Origin of the sequence: Microbacterium sp. CFBP 13617 (genome assembly GCF_014839445.1) — a bacterium.
GTDB lineage: Bacteria > Actinomycetota > Actinomycetes > Actinomycetales > Microbacteriaceae > Microbacterium.
The window spans coordinates 19,889-36,862 of sequence record NZ_JACYNW010000005.1 but is presented as its reverse complement, the minus strand read 5'-3'; the positions used below and the strand labels follow the sequence as shown (position 1 = coordinate 36,862).

General features: G+C 69.7%; 17 protein-coding genes. 6 read left to right on the top strand and 11 right to left on the bottom strand.

Annotated elements, in window-relative coordinates; all coding sequences use genetic code 11:
* Positions 1-16: 16 nt before the first annotated feature.
* On the bottom strand, positions 17-1,360 hold the full coding sequence (locus IFU40_RS15500) for a cell division initiation protein (protein ID WP_181015993.1): 1,344 nt from the start codon (positions 1,358-1,360) through the stop codon (positions 17-19).
* Between the two features lie 573 nt (positions 1,361-1,933).
* Here IFU40_RS15500 and IFU40_RS15495 point away from each other — a divergent pair.
* Together IFU40_RS15495 and IFU40_RS15490 are read left to right on the top strand one after the other, a co-directional pair.
* Positions 1,934-2,629, top strand: coding sequence for a DUF998 domain-containing protein (locus IFU40_RS15495; protein ID WP_055833836.1), 696 nt, complete (start codon positions 1,934-1,936; stop codon positions 2,627-2,629).
* A gap of 44 nt (positions 2,630-2,673) precedes the next feature.
* Complete coding sequence (locus tag IFU40_RS15490) at positions 2,674-2,859, top strand: hypothetical protein (RefSeq protein WP_156458711.1); 186 nt, start codon at positions 2,674-2,676, stop codon at positions 2,857-2,859.
* On the opposite strand, the gene IFU40_RS15485 is transcribed toward IFU40_RS15490, so the two are convergent.
* Positions 2,860-5,334, bottom strand: coding sequence for a LuxR C-terminal-related transcriptional regulator (locus tag IFU40_RS15485; RefSeq protein WP_191926913.1), 2,475 nt, complete (start codon positions 5,332-5,334; stop codon positions 2,860-2,862).
* Positions 5,335-5,659: 325 nt separating this feature from the next.
* On the opposite strand from IFU40_RS15485, the gene IFU40_RS17270 reads away from it, so the two are divergent.
* Positions 5,660-7,300, top strand: coding sequence for a polysaccharide biosynthesis tyrosine autokinase (locus IFU40_RS17270; RefSeq protein ID WP_191926912.1), 1,641 nt, complete (start codon positions 5,660-5,662; stop codon positions 7,298-7,300).
* Positions 7,301-7,364: 64 nt separating this feature from the next.
* On the opposite strand, the gene IFU40_RS15475 is transcribed toward IFU40_RS17270, so the two are convergent.
* Complete coding sequence (locus IFU40_RS15475; protein WP_191926911.1) at positions 7,365-8,840, bottom strand: sugar transferase; 1,476 nt, start codon at positions 8,838-8,840, stop codon at positions 7,365-7,367.
* Positions 8,841-9,182: 342 nt separating this feature from the next.
* Between IFU40_RS15475 and IFU40_RS15470 the strand changes: the two genes are divergently transcribed.
* On the top strand, positions 9,183-9,458 hold the full coding sequence (locus tag IFU40_RS15470; protein ID WP_070408548.1) for a helix-turn-helix domain-containing protein: 276 nt from the start codon (positions 9,183-9,185) through the stop codon (positions 9,456-9,458).
* Positions 9,459-9,723: 265 nt separating this feature from the next.
* The gene (locus IFU40_RS15465) at positions 9,724-9,906 is read left to right on the top strand and encodes a hypothetical protein (RefSeq protein ID WP_070408547.1); all 183 of its coding nucleotides are present in this window, start codon (positions 9,724-9,726) and stop codon (positions 9,904-9,906) included.
* Here IFU40_RS15465 and tatC read toward each other — a convergent pair.
* Positions 9,895-10,626, bottom strand: a complete 732-nt coding sequence (tatC, locus tag IFU40_RS15460; protein ID WP_070408546.1) for a twin-arginine translocase subunit TatC — start codon at positions 10,624-10,626, stop codon at positions 9,895-9,897. The two genes, IFU40_RS15465 and tatC, sit on opposite strands and share 12 nt — an antisense overlap.
* Before the next feature lie 41 nt (positions 10,627-10,667).
* Entirely contained in the window at positions 10,668-10,913 is a 246-nt protein-coding gene (locus tag IFU40_RS15455) for a twin-arginine translocase TatA/TatE family subunit (protein WP_070408545.1), read from the bottom strand.
* A gap of 223 nt (positions 10,914-11,136) precedes the next feature.
* Here IFU40_RS15455 and IFU40_RS15450 point away from each other — a divergent pair, with 223 nt between their 5' ends.
* Complete coding sequence (locus tag IFU40_RS15450) at positions 11,137-11,802, top strand: arsenate reductase/protein-tyrosine-phosphatase family protein (protein WP_070408544.1); 666 nt, start codon at positions 11,137-11,139, stop codon at positions 11,800-11,802.
* 286 nt (positions 11,803-12,088) lie between these two features.
* On the opposite strand, the gene IFU40_RS15445 is transcribed toward IFU40_RS15450, so the two are convergent.
* The 6 genes from IFU40_RS15445 to IFU40_RS15420 form a co-directional block, all read right to left on the bottom strand.
* On the bottom strand, positions 12,089-12,523 hold the full coding sequence (locus IFU40_RS15445) for a VanZ family protein (protein ID WP_191926910.1): 435 nt from the start codon (positions 12,521-12,523) through the stop codon (positions 12,089-12,091).
* A 55-nt stretch (positions 12,524-12,578) separates the two neighbouring features.
* Positions 12,579-12,743 carry a hypothetical protein gene (locus IFU40_RS15440; protein WP_191926909.1) on the bottom strand — a complete coding sequence of 55 codons (165 nt, stop codon included), beginning with the start codon at positions 12,741-12,743 and terminating at the stop codon, positions 12,579-12,581.
* A 97-nt stretch (positions 12,744-12,840) separates the two neighbouring features.
* Positions 12,841-14,847, bottom strand: coding sequence for an ABC1 kinase family protein (locus tag IFU40_RS15435; protein ID WP_070408542.1), 2,007 nt, complete (start codon positions 14,845-14,847; stop codon positions 12,841-12,843).
* 20 nt (positions 14,848-14,867) lie between these two features.
* Positions 14,868-15,047 carry a hypothetical protein gene (locus tag IFU40_RS15430; protein WP_191926908.1) on the bottom strand — a complete coding sequence of 60 codons (180 nt, stop codon included), beginning with the start codon at positions 15,045-15,047 and terminating at the stop codon, positions 14,868-14,870.
* A gap of 157 nt (positions 15,048-15,204) precedes the next feature.
* Positions 15,205-15,471, bottom strand: coding sequence for a hypothetical protein (locus tag IFU40_RS15425; protein WP_342343545.1), 267 nt, complete (start codon positions 15,469-15,471; stop codon positions 15,205-15,207).
* A 151-nt stretch (positions 15,472-15,622) separates the two neighbouring features.
* Complete coding sequence (locus IFU40_RS15420; protein WP_055833870.1) at positions 15,623-16,948, bottom strand: UDP-glucose dehydrogenase family protein; 1,326 nt, start codon at positions 16,946-16,948, stop codon at positions 15,623-15,625.
* Positions 16,949-16,974 lie beyond the last annotated feature (26 nt).

The window sequence follows — 16,974 nt, the reverse complement described above, 5'->3', positions numbered from 1 at the left end:
GCATGCGCGCCGAACGTCAGCTGGGAGGATCGACCTCGTCGTCCTCGTGCGCGCCGACCGTGACGTCTCGTTCCACCTCGGTGTGCTTCTCGTCGTGTTCGGTACTCGAAGTCGGTGCGTCGTCTTCGAGGTCGAGACCCGTCGACCCACCGCGGGGCACAGCGCGCAGAAGCTCGTTCATCTCGGCCATGAAGCTGCTCAGCTGCTGCTGCTGCCACCGCAGATCACGGGTTCGGTCCTCGGCGTCTCGGAGGACCGACGCCGCGTGCGTCGTGATCGTGTCGGCGATGCGCTGTGCTTTCTCGCGGGATCCGTCGAGGATGTCGCGCGCGCGCACGTGCGTGTCGGCCTCGACCTGCTGCGCCTGGGCGCGGGCCAGCCGCTCGTAGTCGTCGGCCCGGGCGCTGATCCGGCGCGCGTGCTCGAGTGCCGCCGCCACCTGATCGCTCGCATCGGAGGTGATCCGCTCGGCGTGGGCGACCGCTTGGTTGTGCAGCACGAGGAACTCCTGCTGCGCATCGTCTTGCCGTCGCGTGAGGGATTCTTCGAACTCGAGCACCCGCGCGGTCATCTCGCGGACGTCGCGCTCCGCCTTCGCGCGAAGATCCCCCGTCTCGCGAGACACCATCGAACGCAGGGCGGCCGCGCCCTTCTCGGCCTCGGTGCGCACCGCCACGGCCTCGCGTTCCGCCTGCGACACCCGTTCGGCGGCGTGCGCGCCTTCGCGCTCGAGACGCGCGGCGTGCGCCGTCGCCTCCGTCTCGATGCGGAGGCGGATCTGGTCGGCGTCGTGCTGGGCTTCGGCACGGAGGCGGGACTGCTCGGCGACGGCGTCCTCGCGGATGGAGGCGGCTTCGTCGTGAGCGCTCGTCAGCAGGCGCTCCGCCTGCCCGACGGCGTTCTGCACGAGCACGGTCGCCTGTTCTTCGGCGACGCGCAGGATCGCATCGAACTGCTGTCGCCCCTGTTCGGGATCGATGTCCTCTCCGAGCCGGGCGGCGAACTCGCCGGACAGCGCCGATGCCCGTGTCTCGGCCTCGGCGGCACGCGCCGCCGCTTCGCGCAGACGTTCCTGCAGCTCGCCGTTCTCTTCGCTGTGCCGCCGCGCAGCCTGCTCGAGCTCGTCATCATGCTCCGCGCGCTGCTGGGCGAACATCGCTTCGGCGCGCATCTTCGCGTCGTGCGCGTCGTCCGCCGCCCTTCGCAGACGTTCACCGAGTTCACGAACGGCTTCGTCGACGACGTCGCGATCGTAGCCGCGGAAGCCGACGGGGAAGATGGGCGCCCCTTCGTCGCCGTTCTCGGACGCCTGAAGAAGGGCATCCAGGCCGGTCTCGTGGTCGGCGCGGTCGTCGGTCACGGGGTCCTCCTCGGGGTGGCGCGTCCGATCCGGGCGCCCTTTGATTCAACCCCATCGGCGTGCGGGCGTAAGGCGTTCGGAGGAGGCTCTAAGGGGATGCGCGGTCTCGCGGCCGGGTGCCGAGGCGGCGAGACCGCGCATCCGAGAGTGAGCGATCGCGGTGGAAGAGTTCGAATCTTGGGGGAGAACAACTCGACGATCGCTCGATCTCGACGATTGCATCGATCCGACCCGGCGGGTGCGTAGATCCCCCCTTTTTCACCCCGGCGCTCGCCCCACCCGGAGTGCTCCGGTGAATGGGCGCGCCGGCGCCCGTTACGACCGGGTCGTCGACGCGAGGTACCGCCGAAGGGGGAAAGGTGCGGGCAGAGCGAGACATTCAGCAATGCGGCCCCCCGGCTCGCAGGCGACGTGCTCGCTCTGCCCGCGGATCCAGCATCGGGTGCGCCGCGCGAGCAGGCGGACCAGGGCGTGGGGAATTCACCCCGCTGGATCGACAGATCACCTCAGCGTCGGACAGCCCGGGGTGAAGCGATAATGTGGCCGAGCCCCGTTGTCCCCCAGGAGGAGTCGATGATCGACACCGTCGACCAGTCCGCGCCCGCACGATCACGGGTGAGACCGCCTCGACCCGCCACGCTCGCGACCGTGGGGGGATCGGCCGCTTTCGTCAGTGCCGCGCTCATCTGGGTCTGCCGGGGTGTGGACCCGAGCGTGCAGTACGTCAGCCAGCTCGGTGCGACCGGCATGCCCACGGCGCCGCTGTTCAATCTCGCGCTGCTTCTGCTCGCCATCGCGGCGGTGCTCGTCGATCGCGCCCTCGTCGGTCGAGGCGGGGGATACGTCGTCGGATGGCCGGTCGCCACGACCCTGCTGGTGTGCGGGCTCTGCTTCGCCGTGGCCTCGGTCATCACGTGCTCCCCGGGCTGCCCGGTTCCGTTCACCCCGGGCGCACAGGTGCAAGACCTCTTTCACATCTCGTTCGCCGTGCTGGGTTTCGTCCTCGCCATCGTGGCGATGGGCCAGGTAGCGGCTCTGCGACGACGGCCGTGGATGCGCGCGGCGAGCGTCATGACCCTCGTGGCCGTCGGGGTGACGTCGTTCACCGGCGCCATGCTCTCGCTCTTCGGCGGGGACACGGTGCTCGGAGGCAACCTGGAATTCACCGCCGCGACGCTGGCGATCGCCTGGTTCGGCGTCTTCGGCCTGCAGGTGGCGGCCGATGAGCGGGCGGCTCCGGGGCGTCGGTCCACCCGACCGGTCTCCTGAGGTCGCGGGGCGAGCCCTGCGGGCGAGAGGTTAGCGTTGTCGCCGTGACTCGACGACGTGTATGGCAGATCGTGATGTTGCTGGCTCCGCTGGCGGCGCTGATCGTCGTCGTCGCGGTCCTGCGCGGTGCCGGGGTTCCCCTGTCGGTGCCCGGGGTGATCGTCGTCCTGGTGCTGCTGGTCGTGGCTCGCGTCGTCGTCGGTCGACTGCGTCGGCGCCGGCCCAAGTGATCAGGCCTCCGTCTCGATCTCGATGAGGCCCCACGCGTGGGCCGCGCGGATCGCGCTGGAGCGGTCGGACACCTCGAGCTTGCGGTACAAGCTCTGCAGCTGGGTCTTGACCGTGTTCGGCGACACGACGAGGACCCGTGCGATGTCGGCGATCGTCGAGGTGGGCGTCAGGTGGGCGAGCACGACCTGCTCGCGCTTGGTGAGGTGCGGCACGCTGACGGATGATGCGAAGAACGAGCGCCGTTCGCTCACCCGCTCTCGCGCAGCGGGCGTCAGCATCTGAAGGACCAGCGCGCCGTCCTCCGGTGCGACGGCGCTCCATGGACTCCACAGATCGTGCTGGATGCTCAACGACTCCGCGCGTTGCGCGGCGGTGCGATGTGCGCTCACCCCGTTGAGGCGGACGTCGGCCACCACGCTGACGACGAGACTCTCGAGAGCAGCACGCGGAGCGGGTTCGTGGTGCAGACCCCACTTGACGCTCATGACGAACGCTTCGTGCGTCCGCCCCGCGTACAACTGCGACAGTGCGATCGCCGGCGCGGTGGCCGGGGAAAGAGAGAACGGCCCTTCGAAGAGGGCGAGCGCCTTGCGCGCCTGTCGCAGCGCGATCAGGACTTTCGCCCGTGCGGTGAGCAGCTGGGTCGACTGGTAGTGCGAGGGCGGGGTGCTGCGCGCGCGAACGGCCCAGACCCGGAGCAGACCCAGGGAGTCGGATGCCGCTCCCGAGAGCAGGAAGGCGAGGGCGTGGATCGACGCGGCGTATGGCCAGAGCTCACGTGCTCCCCGGGTCGACGGGATCTGGTCCAGCAGCGCCCGAGCCGACGCCGGATCCCCTCCCTCCAACTGCAGCCATGCCGTCGCGACGCGGAGCCCTTCTCCCCAGGGGGACGCCGTCCAGTTGTCGTCTCGGTTCTGGCCCACGATGCCCGACGCTCCCCGGACGTCGCCGTCGAGGAGCGCGATGACCGCGAGCGCCCCTCTCACGCGTGATCGGCCGGCGGGTGAGGCGAGGCGTTCCGATTGACGGAGGGACTGCGCCGCGTCGCGCAGTCGCCCCATCGCGAACGCGGTCATGCCCGCTTGGTACCACCCCTCGGCGGAAGCCTCCGGCTCCGCATCGCGGTGGCGGCGGAGGCCGTCGACGAGGAGAGACGCCGACTCCGTGGCGAGAGCGAAGCGCCCGGCCGCCCTCAGGAGACTGATGCGCAGAGTCAGAGCCTCGAGGTTGCTCGCCGCCGCGGCCGTCTTCGCATCGGGGAGGCGGCCCAGTGCGGAGACGGCGAGCCCGGGAGTCTCGGGTGACAGCGCCGTATCGGGGTCGAGCGCGAGGAGCACGTCGATCGAGAGGGGGTCGGTCGGCGCGCTGTCGCGCAAGCGCCCCACCAGGTGAGCGAAGCTGTCCGCGTCGCGAGCCCAGATCTCCGGAGCGGAATCTCGCAGCACCGATGCCAGCGTCTGCCACTGTTCGGCGTCCGCCGCGATCTGCGCGGCGAGCAAGGGTTCGCCCGCTTCGACGAGATGATTCAGCAGGCTCAGACGGGCGGTCGTCACCACCCCCGGCGTACGTGCCGAGATGTCGCGCAACCATTGCTCGCGGATGGGCTCGGCGAGGACGAGCCGTGTCGAGCTCGGCCAGACCAGACCCGCGTGTTGCAGGTGCACGAGGAGTTCCGCCGTCGAACCCGTCGTGGAGTCGATGCCCATCGCCTCCGCGAGTGCCGCGTTGATGAAGGGGGCGACCGCGAGCAGGCGAACCTCGTCGGTGATCGGGATATCGAGCCGTTGCTCCATGTCGGAGGTCAGAGCCGCGCCCGCATAGTCGGCGACGGCGATCGCCTCTTCGCGCGTTCTCAGCGGCAGGCCCTCCAGACGGAGCCGGGCGCTTGCGAGCTGGCCGAGCGCGGGCCATCCGTGGGTGCGCTCGGCTAGTTCGTCGGTGGCGGCCTCGGTGGTCTCGACCCCGTTCAGCGCCAGGACGAGTGCGAGCTCGTCACGTGTCATCCGCAGGCGAGCGGCCGGCACGACATGGACGTCGAACTCGAGAGCCACGAGTGGGCTCTCCAGACCGGTGGCGTACCGGGTGCCCACGACGATTCGCAGCTCGGAATCGGCGTGAAGCATCTGCAGGAGGTGCTCGGAGGAGACGCCGACGCCCTCGACGTGATTGTCGATCAGCAGCACATGCCGCGACGGCCCGCTGGCGAAGCCCTCGGCGATGCGGTCGATGCTCTCGGGCGGCGTGAGGTTGCCGTCGATGAGCTGCACACCGATCTCGGTGTCGTCGTGCAGGGTGAGCGCGAACTGGCGCAGCAGGGAGGTCTTCCCGACCCCGGTGGGTCCGCGCAGCAGCACGATGTCGCTCGCGAGGGCCTCGCGCAGATGAGAGATCGGCCCCTCGCGCGGTGCCCAGAAACGGCTCGTCCGCCGGGTCACGCGCGCTCCGGCCGGAAGGGTGTCCACATCGATCAGCATCGTCATCTCCACTAGGGCGGGGCCTCCCCCCGAAGGGTGGGAGTTCTCGGCGCGGCACGTCTCGGCCGCTTGGTGCTGATCCTGAGGGTGAGGACCGGGCGAACTCGGCGGAGAACAGGTCTTTCATCCCCCTCGTCACCCCGGCATCACCCCATCCGCATCACCCTCTTCTCGACTGCCGACCGGCATCCCCTGCGGTTCGTGTCGTGAGTGTCTCGCCCGCCACCCCGGCCGTCCGTGCCGAGAGAAGCGTCCTCGCGCCTGTGCCTATGCTGCGGGCGACCCGACGGTCTCGCCGTCGCGTCATGCGAAAGGCGGACACAGAGTGGACATTCAGCGAGTGATGCGCATCTTGCGCGCCTACTGGAAGGCGATCGTCGTGATGACGGTCCTGGGAGGGCTGGCCGGACTCGGGTGGAGCGCCACGCAGGCGCGGGTGTACTCCGCCGACGCGAGCGGGTACGTGGCGGCCGTGGCGTCGGACGGTTCGACGGGTGCCGCCCTTGCCGGCGACCAGTTGGCGCTGTCCAAGGTCAAATCGTTCATCGACATGGGGTACTGGCGCAGCGTCGCCGATACGGCTCGACAGCAGCTCGGCCTCTCCGACAGTCCCGAGGCTCTCGTGGAGCGCATCCGCGTCTCCAACCCGGTCGACACCGTGAACGTCCGCGTCGACGCCACCGGGGCGACCCCGGAATCGGCCCGCGATCTCGCCGAGGCGTGGATCCGCGCGATGACGACGCAAGTGGACGAGCTCGAGTCGGGGGGCAGTGGTCAGGGCGCGGTGCGACTCGTCGCCGGCGACTCGGCGCGACTGCCGACCTCGCCGTCCTCACCGAACGTACGACTGGACGTGATGATCGGTGCGCTTCTCGGCCTCGTCGCCGGTGTCGTGTTCGCGCTGGTGCGACGCACCTTCGACCGACGGTTGCGGTCGGCCAGCGACATCACCGATGCCGTCGATGCGTCGGTGGTCGGTGTGCTCCCGGTGGACAAGGAGTTGGCGGCGGGGCGCGCCGTCTTCTCGTTCGACGACATCCGCGACGGGCGCGGGTCGTTCGCCCACAAGGAGGCCATGCGCGAACTGCGCACGAACCTCCAGTACGTCGACGTCGACCGCCCGGCGCGCATCATGGTGGTCACCAGCCCGCTCCCCGGCGACGGCAAGTCCACCACCGCCGCGAACCTGGCGGTGAGCATCGCGGCGACCGGGCAGTCGGTCATCCTCGTCGACGCCGATCTCCGTCGCCCTGTTCTGGGCGGCATGTTCGGGTTCTCGGACGACGTGGGCCTCTCCGACGTCCTCGCCGGCCGCGCGCAGATCGAACAGGTCGCTCATCAGGTCGACGAGAACGGACGGCTCTTCGTCGTGGCGGCGGGGCGAACCCCGCCCAACCCGAGCGAGATGGTCGGGTCGAAGCGCATGCAGGCGCTGTCTCGGAAGCTCGCCGAGGATCTGGTCGTCATCGTCGATTCGCCTCCGACGCTCGCCGTCGCCGACGCCGCGGTGATCGCGAGCTGGGCCGACGGGACCGTCCTCGTGGTGACGGCCGGGCGCACCACCGACGACATGCTGACGCGGGCGACCGCGAACATCGCGAAGACGCGAGGACACCTCCTCGGGGTCGTGCTGAACCGCGCGCCGCTCCGCGGGGCGGATTCGGGCTACTACGGGATGCAGTACGGCGGCTACTACGGCTACGGAATCGGTCGCACCGAGAAGAGCACGTGGTGGCGGCGGGTACTGCGGAAGTCGTCGTCCCAGCCCAGCGCGACCGAGGAACACGGCAAGCGGCGCACGTCGGCCGACCTTCCCGCCGAGAACGTCAGCGCCCTCCGCCCCCTGTCTCATCGGAGGACAACGGACGGGGCGGCGGGTGAGGCCACGAGTGAAGTTCAGGTGGCGCGGACGACTGAGCCCACGGTCGACGCGAGCGCACCGCGTCGACGACGCACGACCCCCTGACGCTTCCTCGCAGACACGACGAAGGCGCCGACCCGTCCGGGTGGGCGCCTTCGTCGTTTCCGTGTCAGTGCGCGGTGGACCCGGGAGCGACCACCGCCTTGAAGGTGCGGGCGAGGATCACGAGGTCTCCGATGAACGACCAGTTCTCGACGTAGAAGAGGTCGAGCCGAATGGCGTCGTCCCACGCCAGGGCCGAGCGTCCGCTGACCTGCCAGAGGCCGCTCATACCGGGCCGGACGATCAAGCGCCGGTGCGCATCGTCGTCGTAGAACTCGACTTCGGCGTCGCGCTGCGGGCGCGGTCCGACGAGACTCATCTGCCCGCCCAAGACGTTGAAGAGCTGCGGGAGCTCATCGAGGGAGTATTTCCGCAGCCAGCGACCGACAGGGGTGATCCGCGGGTCGTTGTCGACCTTGAACAAGGGCGTTCCGTCGCGCCCCTGTGCGGCCAGAAGGTCGTGCAGGCGGGCGTCTGCCCCGTCGACCATCGAGCGGAACTTGAGCATGCCGAAGTGTGAGCCCCCTTGGCCGACGCGCTCCTGGCGATACAGAATCGGTCCCGGTCCCGACGCGCGGACGAGCCCGGCCAGAACGAGCAGTACCGGGGACAGGAGAAGAACCAGGGCGCCGGCGCCGACGATGTCGAAGGCGCGTTTGAGTACCCGTTGTCTGGCGGAGTACTGGGGCGTCTCGATGTGCACGAGGGGGAGCCCGGCGACGGGGCGGGTGTGCAGGCGGGGCCCGGCGACGTCGGTCAGGTTCACGGCGACGATCAGGTGCTGGCGGCCGGGATCGAGGCTCCAACCGATCCGGCGGATGTCGTGAGAGTCGAGCAGAGCGCCGCCCGAGACGAGGACGCTGTCGGCATCGAGCACGCGAAGTTGCTCGCGCAGGAGATCGGCCTGCCGCTCCGTCCACGTCGGACCGGACGACACGCGCGCCAGGGGACGTATCCCGACCACATGGAGTCCCGCGGCGGGCTGGCGGGCCAGTTCGGCGGCGACGCGCGCGTTCTCTTCGTCTGCGCCGACCAGGACGACCCGTGCCCCCATGGCTCCGGACCGTCTCTTGCCGGCGAGCCATCGGCGGCAGAGGACCCGCCCACCGAGCAGGGCCGCGGAGCCGACGGGGAGGCTGAGGAGGAAGTACCCGCGCGAGAGGTCGGCGCTGGTCAAGTAGGCGGCGATGGCGACGATCCCGAAGACCTGGGTGGAGGCGGCGAGCACGAGCCGGTACTCCGTGACGCCGTAGCCCACCACGCGGGGGTGTCGGCTCCCCCAGAGGCCGAGGGCGAGGAGCCACGCCAGGCAGAGGCCGACCGACACCGTCGTGTAGTCGACGGCGACCGAAGCCACGTCGACGGGGTGCGGTCCCAGCCAGAGCAGCTGGGTGCCGACGACGGCGATGACGACGACGAGGGCATCGACGACGACGACGAGTCGGGCGTATCGACGCTGCCAGGTACTGCGTCGGGCCGACTCGAGCGGGGTGAGCCGCGTCAGCCGCGCGGGTGACTCGGTGAGTGAGACGGCAGGATTCATGGGTGCTCCGCAGTCCGGGCCCGGGGGACATTCACTGGAGAGCCGCGCCGGGATGGAAGCGGCCGTGGGCGCGGGGACTCTCTCATCGCGTCGGAGTGCGGAGGGCAGAGCGCCCGACGTGCGAGCGCGGGTGAAGAGAGCCCCTCCGGCCGGTGTGGCGGGTCTCCCGCTCGTTGCGTGGGCGGGCATCGGCGGCGAGTTCCCGTCTCGGATCGCCTGGCGCGTCACCCTGCGGCATCTGGGTGTCACCTCGGCGCGGCGAGGCTGCGAGCACGAGCATCCCCGCGATCACGGCATGTTTGCATGTGTATGTGAGCGTGAGTCCCCGAGCAAGCTGGGAGCATGACCGACGCGCCCGATCCCTGGAACGACTTCGTCCGCGAGCTGGGAGTGCGGCTTCTCCGCGCCCGGGCGGACAAACGGATGTCGCAGGAGCAAGTGGCGCACGCCGCGGGGCTGGCGACCTTCACTTACCGCAAGCTCGAGAAGGGCGAGTCCAACCCGGGCACCTCGGCGAATCCGCGGCTTCGCACTCTGGTAGCCCTCGCCGAGGTGCTGGAGGTTCCTCTGCGGGACCTCCTGCCCACCCCTCCCGAAGGCCTCGCTCCCGGCCGCTGAGGGCGGTGTCGGAGGTGTGCGATTTACTTCTTTCGTGCCCGCCGATGTTCGGGTCGTCGGTGTCGCCGGCGGCTCCACGAGAGAGGTGTCAGGCATGGAACGGCGAGTAGCTTCCGAAGACGTCGAACGGCGAGCGCGGTGCGCGTTCGAGTGGTGCACGACGGATCACGGTGCGACGGCCCACCCCGACGATGAGGATCACCGCAGCGAAGGGTGGGGGTGGCTCGGCCGCGTTCGCGACGGGCGGGGGAGCGGACCGGGGGTCATGACGACGCTCGAGGTCGGCGTACTCCGCCGTACCGATGACGCCGCGGCATGGATCGTCATCGAGACCGGTATCGGCACCTCGCTCGCGTTGTCGCCCGAGGCCGCGCAGACCCTTGCGCGTCGACTTCTCGACGACGGCGACGTCAGGGCGGTATCCGCCCCTCCGGGCTCAGCCGACTGAGAGGGCGCGGCGCGCGGCTCGACGGTCGTGCACCCACGCCCACGCCGCGGCGCCGATGTACAGCAGGCACAGCGGCAGGGCGATGAGGGCCATGCTCATCATGTCGGAGGGCGGGGTGACCGTCGCCGAGAAGATGATGATGACGACCAGGGCGACACGCCATCCCCGAATGATGGATCGCGCGCTGAGCACCCCGACCGCGTTCAGCGCGATGATTCCGAGGGGGGAGACGAACGAGATCCCCACCCCGACGATCAGTTTGAGGAGGAAGTCGAAGTACTGGCTCGCGGTGAGCATCGTCGAGGAGCCGACGGGGGCGAAGCCGGCGAGCAGGGTCACGATCTGGGGGACGACGATCCACCCGAACCAGGCTCCACAAAGAAAGAGGGGGACTGCGGTGCCGACGAAGACGACGCCGATCCGCCGTTCGCGCGAGGTCAGGCCGGGGACCAGGAACGCCCAGACCTGGTAGAGCCAGACGGGCGCGGACAGAACGATGCCGAGGGTCATTGCGATCTTGAAGCGCAGATCGAACGCCTCGCCCAGACGTGTGAAGTTCAAACCGGTCAGCGACGGGCCCTGGATGTGCGTGAGCGGCGCCGCAGCCGCTTCGATGACGACGTCCGAGAGCGCGAAGCCGGCGATTCCGGCGAGCGCGATGGCTGCGGCCGAGATGGCGATCCGCCGACGGAGTTCCGCGAAGTGGGAGAGGAGGGGCATGGCCCCCTTCTTGCCACTCGTGCGTCGCGAGCGCGGGGACTTCATGCGGGCGATGACGGGCCCGACTCGGAACGGTGAGGGAGTTCGTCCTGTGCCGCGCCGGTGGTGACCGGTCCTTCTTCGGCCTTGGCCTTCTTGTCACTGCCGGATTCGCTGCGCAGGATGCGGACCGACTCTCCGACGCTCTTGGCGAGCCCCGGGAGCTTGGCTGCGCCGAACAGAAGAAGGATGACGGCGAGGATCAGGATGAGGTGCCACCCCGAGAATGCGTTCCCAAAAATACCCATGGGGGACCTTTCGATAGCCGGACGGTTCTTCCATGCTCGACGGGGGTCGTGACTCAGCCCGCGGCCCGGGGGCAACATCGCCCGATCTGCTGCCGCACTTCACCAGCCCGGCGCTCGCGGGGTGTGCATCCGCTCCGGTTCATCCCCGTCTGGCGCTCCGGTTGACTGACGCCGCGTGGCAGGTGTCGCGCAGAGGGAGACGTGCGATGCGCCGATGCGACCGATGATCACCAACCGCGTGCTGGTGGTCTGCACGGCCAACATGATCCGATCCCCCTTCGTCGCCGCGCTCCTGCGCACGCGTCTGGCCTCCGGCCCGGCCTCGGTGTTGGACATCTCGAGCGCCGGTACAGCGGCGCGCCCGGGGGACGCGGCGGCCGACGGTGCGATCGAGATGGGGCGTACCTACGGCCTCTCGCTGGACGAGCATCGCACTCGACGACTCGACGAGGGGGTGCTGCAGACCGGCGACACCGTGCTGTGCGCGGAACGCGCCCACCGCCGTGCGGTGCTGGACCTTCGCCCCGATCTCATCTCGTCGGTGTTCACGGTGCGAGAGTTCGCCCGCTCGGTCGAGACCGTGACGACCGCGGGCGGGGCCGGGAACTGGCCCGCGCTCGTGCAGGCGGCCGCTCGGGCTCGTTCCGTCGAGCGACGCGGGCTGGACGACGACATCGTCGACCCGGTCGGCCGACCGGCTGATGTATGGCTGGCGTTCGAACGGGAGGCCACCCGGGCGGTGTCGACCATCCTCGCGTCGATCGCCTCGCTTCCCCGCATCGATGCGGAGGCCGCCGCGCAGGGCTTCATCCCCGCCACGCGGCGGGAATACAGGGGAATGCAGCTGGCGGAGCCCCCGGCCGCGCCGCCCGCGGGCTGGAGGAGCTGAAGTGTTCGACATGGGGATGGACAAGCTGATCTTCGTGGGCGTCATCGTCGGGTTGATCATCGGCCCGGAGCGGTTGCGCGAATGGCGGCACTCCCTGCCGCGCGCGGTGGGTCGCATGCACGCGCTCTATCTACAGGGGAAGTCCCAGGTCGTGGACGACCTGAATGAGCTGGCCCCCGACTGGCGCGAGTACGACCCCCGCCTGTTGCACCCGAAGCGGATCATTCGAGACCTCACCGACGCAGCGGCCCAGCAGGCGCTCGAAGCGGACCGCGACCGGGCGAAGTCAGGACATACGGCGGGTGTCTCGCCGGGTGACGTATCGGCGTCGGATCCCCACCCCGATGGCGCCCATCACTCCGCCGAGGGTGTTCGCGGCGACGTCGATCGCACTGCTCGTCCGGCCGGGGAGGAAGACACCCTGAGCGATCTCGACCAGCAGCGGGACGGTCCACGCGATGCCCAGGAGCAGCCAGGGGCGACCGGGCAGGAGTCGCGCGAGCAGGACGCCGAAGGGGATGAGGAAGACGACGTTCGCGATGACGTCGAGGTCGACCGCGGCGGCAGCGGGCACGACGGCGTACAGGCAGTCGTAGAGGAAGTCGACGCGGCGCTCGAGGTGCACCGGCCAGAACACGATCACTCCGAGGGTCACCAGGTACAGAGCCGCCGCGACGGCTCCACGGCGACGAGCGAGTGACGCGACACGGACGGAGAGCACGTCTCACCGTACGAAGGGCGCCCACCGCGGTGGAGCTCCGCGGGAGCGGGTGAGGTCAGAGGCGCGCGGGGACGAGGAGCGGGTCCGACGAGCGGCTCAGCACCGTTCTGGATTCTTCGGCGTCGGCGCGCGCCATGACGCGACCGAGCCCGATCCCCGCGGCGAGCGAGACCGTCGCCCAGACGGCTGCGGCGATGAGGATCACGGCGAGAACGACCATGGGACTTCTCCTTCGGAGTCCGAGCGGCCACCGAACGGTGGTTGTGCTCAAAGTAGCGGTCGATCGGGCCCGGGGTCGCACCGGTGCGGGCGTGTCGTCAGTCCTTGCGACCGAACGTCCTGCGCACGATGCGGAGCAAGCCGAGGAATCCGAAGAGACCGACGACGGCTCCGAGCACGGCGAAGAGCGTGACGTCGCCGCCGAGGACCGGACCGCCTCCCGCGAGGATCAGGACCACCGCGATCACGACGGCGGCGATCGAGACGAGGGTGGAGGCCACCTCGGCCGTGACCCGCCCGAGGATCCCGCTGACGTCGTCGCCGTCGTCACTGCGCAGCGTGATGCCGATCGACCCCTTCTCCACACCGGTCAGCAGAGCGTCGAGGCGGCGCGGGATGTTCTCCAACCGCGCCATCGTGATGACGCTCTGCGCTTGGAGGTCGGTCGCCATGCGCTTGAGAGACACCGTGCGGCGCAGCAGCGTCGGCATGAGCGGGAGCGCGCGCCCGACCATGTCGAAGTCGTCGACGATCACGCGCAGGCAGCCCTCGAGGGTGGCGAAGCTGCGGAACGCGGAGGCCAGCTCGCCCGGGAGAGCGATGCGGTGCTGACGGATGACGTCGACCATGCGCGTGAAGATCGATCCCTGGCCGCCGGTGCGCAGATGCTCCGTGGTCAACACGATCCCGACGTCATGACGGAAAGCCTCGAGGTCGACGTCGGCCGGGGCGTCCACGATGAGCAGAAGCGCGTCGGTCGCGGCGACGTCGTTCTCACTGAGGGCGGCGAGGAGCAGAGCGGTCATGTGCTGTCTGCGGCTGCGCTCGATGATCCCGACCGCGCCGAAGTCGATGAGCCCGAGGGTGCCGTCTTCTTTCAGGAGGACGTTGCCGGGGTGCAGGTCGGCGTGGAAGACGCCGTAGACGAGGATCTGCTCGATCACGGTGGACATCAGCACCTGGGCCAGCCGGTCGCGTTGCGCGGCGTCGAGGGCGGCGAGGTGGTCCGCGGAATCGCTGAGCGCGATGCCGTCGACGAGCTCCATCGTGAGGACACGCTGCCCGGACGCGGCGGCGAACACCTCGGGCACGGTGACCACACCGCGCCGCTCGGGCTCGGCGCGATCGATGAGATCGAGGGTCGAGTGGATCATGCGCGTGTTGCGCGCTTCGATGCGGTAGTCGAGCTCTTCGACGAGGGTGGCGGTGAATCCGCGGGCAACGGACTCGATGCGCAGATCCCGACCCACCCGCGTGCGCGCCTCGGCGCGATGAGCGAGCCGGCCGATGATGTCGGCATCCGCCTCCACCTGCGCGCGTGCCGCGGGGCGCTGGACCTTCACCACGACGGGGGTGCCGTCGAGGAGGTGGGCGCGGTGTACCTGCGCGACCGAGGCCGCGGCGAGGGGAACAGGGTCGACGTCGGCGTAGACCTCGTCGATGGAGGCGCCCAGATCGTCTTCGATGACGGCGCGGACGGTGTCCCAGGGAAGAGTGGTGGCGCTCGTCTGCAGAGATGCGAGCGCGCTGAGATATGGCTCGGGGATGAGGTCGCGGCGGGTGGAGAGCACCTGGCCCAGCTTGACGAAGCTGACTCCGGCATCGTTGATGGTGGCGACGATGGCCTTCGCGCGTTCCTCCGAGGTGCTGAGCTCGGCCTCGACGCGGGAGCCGCCGCCGTGGAAGAGCCAGCCGACGCCGTGGCGGGAGGCGATCGTCAGGATCTCGAGGTAGCGCCGAGTGCGTTTGCGCTGACGCAGGGCCGCCCGCACGAGGTCGACCGGGTTGGGAAGTGGTCTGGTCGGGAAGATCGCCTCGATGGCGACGAGGGTGGCCACCCCGAGGGCGAACACCCACGCCAGGGACAGGGCGATCAGGCCGATCCACAGCCAGACGTCCTGCGCGGGGATCACGGTCGTTCCCTCGGGAAGACCGGTCTGACGCAACGTCCATTCGGCGGAGGGGACGCCGAGGAAGAAGACGAGGAGCCCGACCACGATGCTGCGGGGCCAGCCGACGGCGGTCCCGAGAATGCGGCGCGCCACGAACCCGACCAGGACCGCCGAAACGATGGCGGAGATCGAGATGAGGATGCTGGCGATCACGGGGTCAGCGTATCCGGCCGTCAGCCGATCTGCGGCAGAGCGCACTCGAGGCAGCGCCACCAGACGCCGCGCCGCCCGCTCTCGGGCGTGGTCATGGCGAGACAGCGCCGGCAGGTCGGTGCGAACCCGCCGAGGAGGTCGAGGTCATCGCCGGCGTCGTGCGAGGCGGCGTATGCGGTGAGGCGTGGCGCAAAAGGCACGGGGTCTCCTTCGGGTTGTGCAGCATCTTTGCATGCGCATGCGCGAGGAGGGTGGCGTCATCCACAGGGGAGCATCCGCCCTCGGGGGCGACGCGAGTACGACGTCCGCAGAAGACGACCCCGGGCCGCACCGAAGAGGTGCGGCCCGGGGTCATACTCACTTACGCAGCCGGCGCATCGTCTTCTTCGCGCGCTTCTCAGCGGCGGCGGCGGCCTTCTTGGCCGCCTTGTGGCGACGCTTGCGTGCACGGGGGTCGTTCCACAGGCGCACCACCTGATGACCGACCGACTCCCGGTTCTTGACCTGCACACGCGATGCCCGCGCGCCGATGACGTAGGCGATGAACACGATCGCGCCGACCGCGATGACCTTGTTGCGCATGGCATCCTCTTCCTCTTCGATGTGCTCGTGGCGAGAGGCCACGACGATCCGCTCACGATGGAGACGTATCGGGACGCCGATTCGTCACGCGCACGGCCGAACCCGGGTCGCGGATCTCTTTGTCGCGGCGCGCTCGCCGGAATGCGGAAGACGCCCCGACCGAGCGGCCGGGGCGTCTTCCGTCGGGCAGGGATCAGGGGCGACCCATGCCGAAATAGGTCCAGCCGGCGGCTCGCCATGCGGCCGGGTCGAGGCAGTTGCGGCCGTCGACGACGACGCGTCCCCGCGCGAGCGAGGCGGCGTGCTCGGGGGAGAGCTCGCGACGGTACTCGTCCCACTCGGTGACGACGATGACGGCGTCGGCGTCGCGCAGGGTCTCGTCGAGGTCGCGCTCGTACGTCAGCTGCGGGTGGATGCGGCGGGCGTTGTCGATCGCGGCCGGGTCGGTGAGAGTGACCTTCGCGCCCAGACCGTGCAGACGCACGGCGACGTCGAGCGCGGGGGAGTCGCGGATGTCGTCGCTGTGGGGCTTGAAGGCCGCGCCGAGCACGGCGATCTTCTTCTCGAAGACGCTGCCGCCCAGGGCCTCGGTGGTGAGCTCGACGGCCCGGTCGCGTCGGCGGAGGTTGATCGCGTCGATCTCCCGCAGGAAGGCGACGGACTCGCCCCGCCCGAGCTCCTCGGCACGAGCCGAGAAGGCGCGGATGTCCTTCGGGAGGCACCCGCCGCCGAAGCCGATGCCCGCACCCAGGAAGCGCCGGCCGATACGGGCGTCGTGGCCGATGGCATCCGCCAACGTCGTGACGTCGGCACCCGTGACCTCGGCGATCTCGGCGATCGCGTTGATGAAGCTGATCTTGGTCGCCAGGAACGCGTTGGCCGACACCTTCACGAGTTCCGCGGTGGCGTAGTCGGTGACGATGAAGGGCGTGCCCTTGGCGATGGAGGGGTGGTAGACCTCGCGGAGCACCTGAGCAGTGCGCTCTCCTTCGGCCGAGGGGGCGCCGTTCTCGGTGGGCACACCGGCGACGAGGCGATCGGGGTCGATCGTGTCCTGGACGGCCCAGCCCTCGCGGAGGAACTCGGGGTTCCACACCAGGGTCGCGCCGCGCTCGGCCACGCTCGGCGCGAGCCGCGCGGCGGTGCCGACCGGCACGGTCGACTTGCCGGCGACGATGTCGCCCTCGCTGAGGAACGGGAGAAGGCCCTCGATCGCGGCGTTCACGTAGGTGAGGTCGGCGGCGTGGCTTCCCGCCTGCTGCGGCGTTCCGACGCCGACGAAGTGCACCTTGGCACCCTGGGCGGCGGACATGTCGGTGGTGAAGGTCAGGCGGCCCGACTCGATGCCCTCGGTCAGGATCTCCTGCAGGCCGGGCTCGAAGAAGGGGGCCTCCCCCTTGGACAGGGTGGCGATCTTCCGTTCGTCGACATCGATACCGACGACGTCGTGACCGATGGAGGCCATCGCGGCCGCGTGAACGGCTCCCAGGTACCCGCAACCCACTACAGACAAGCGCACGATTCAGAGCCTTCCAGATTCCTGAC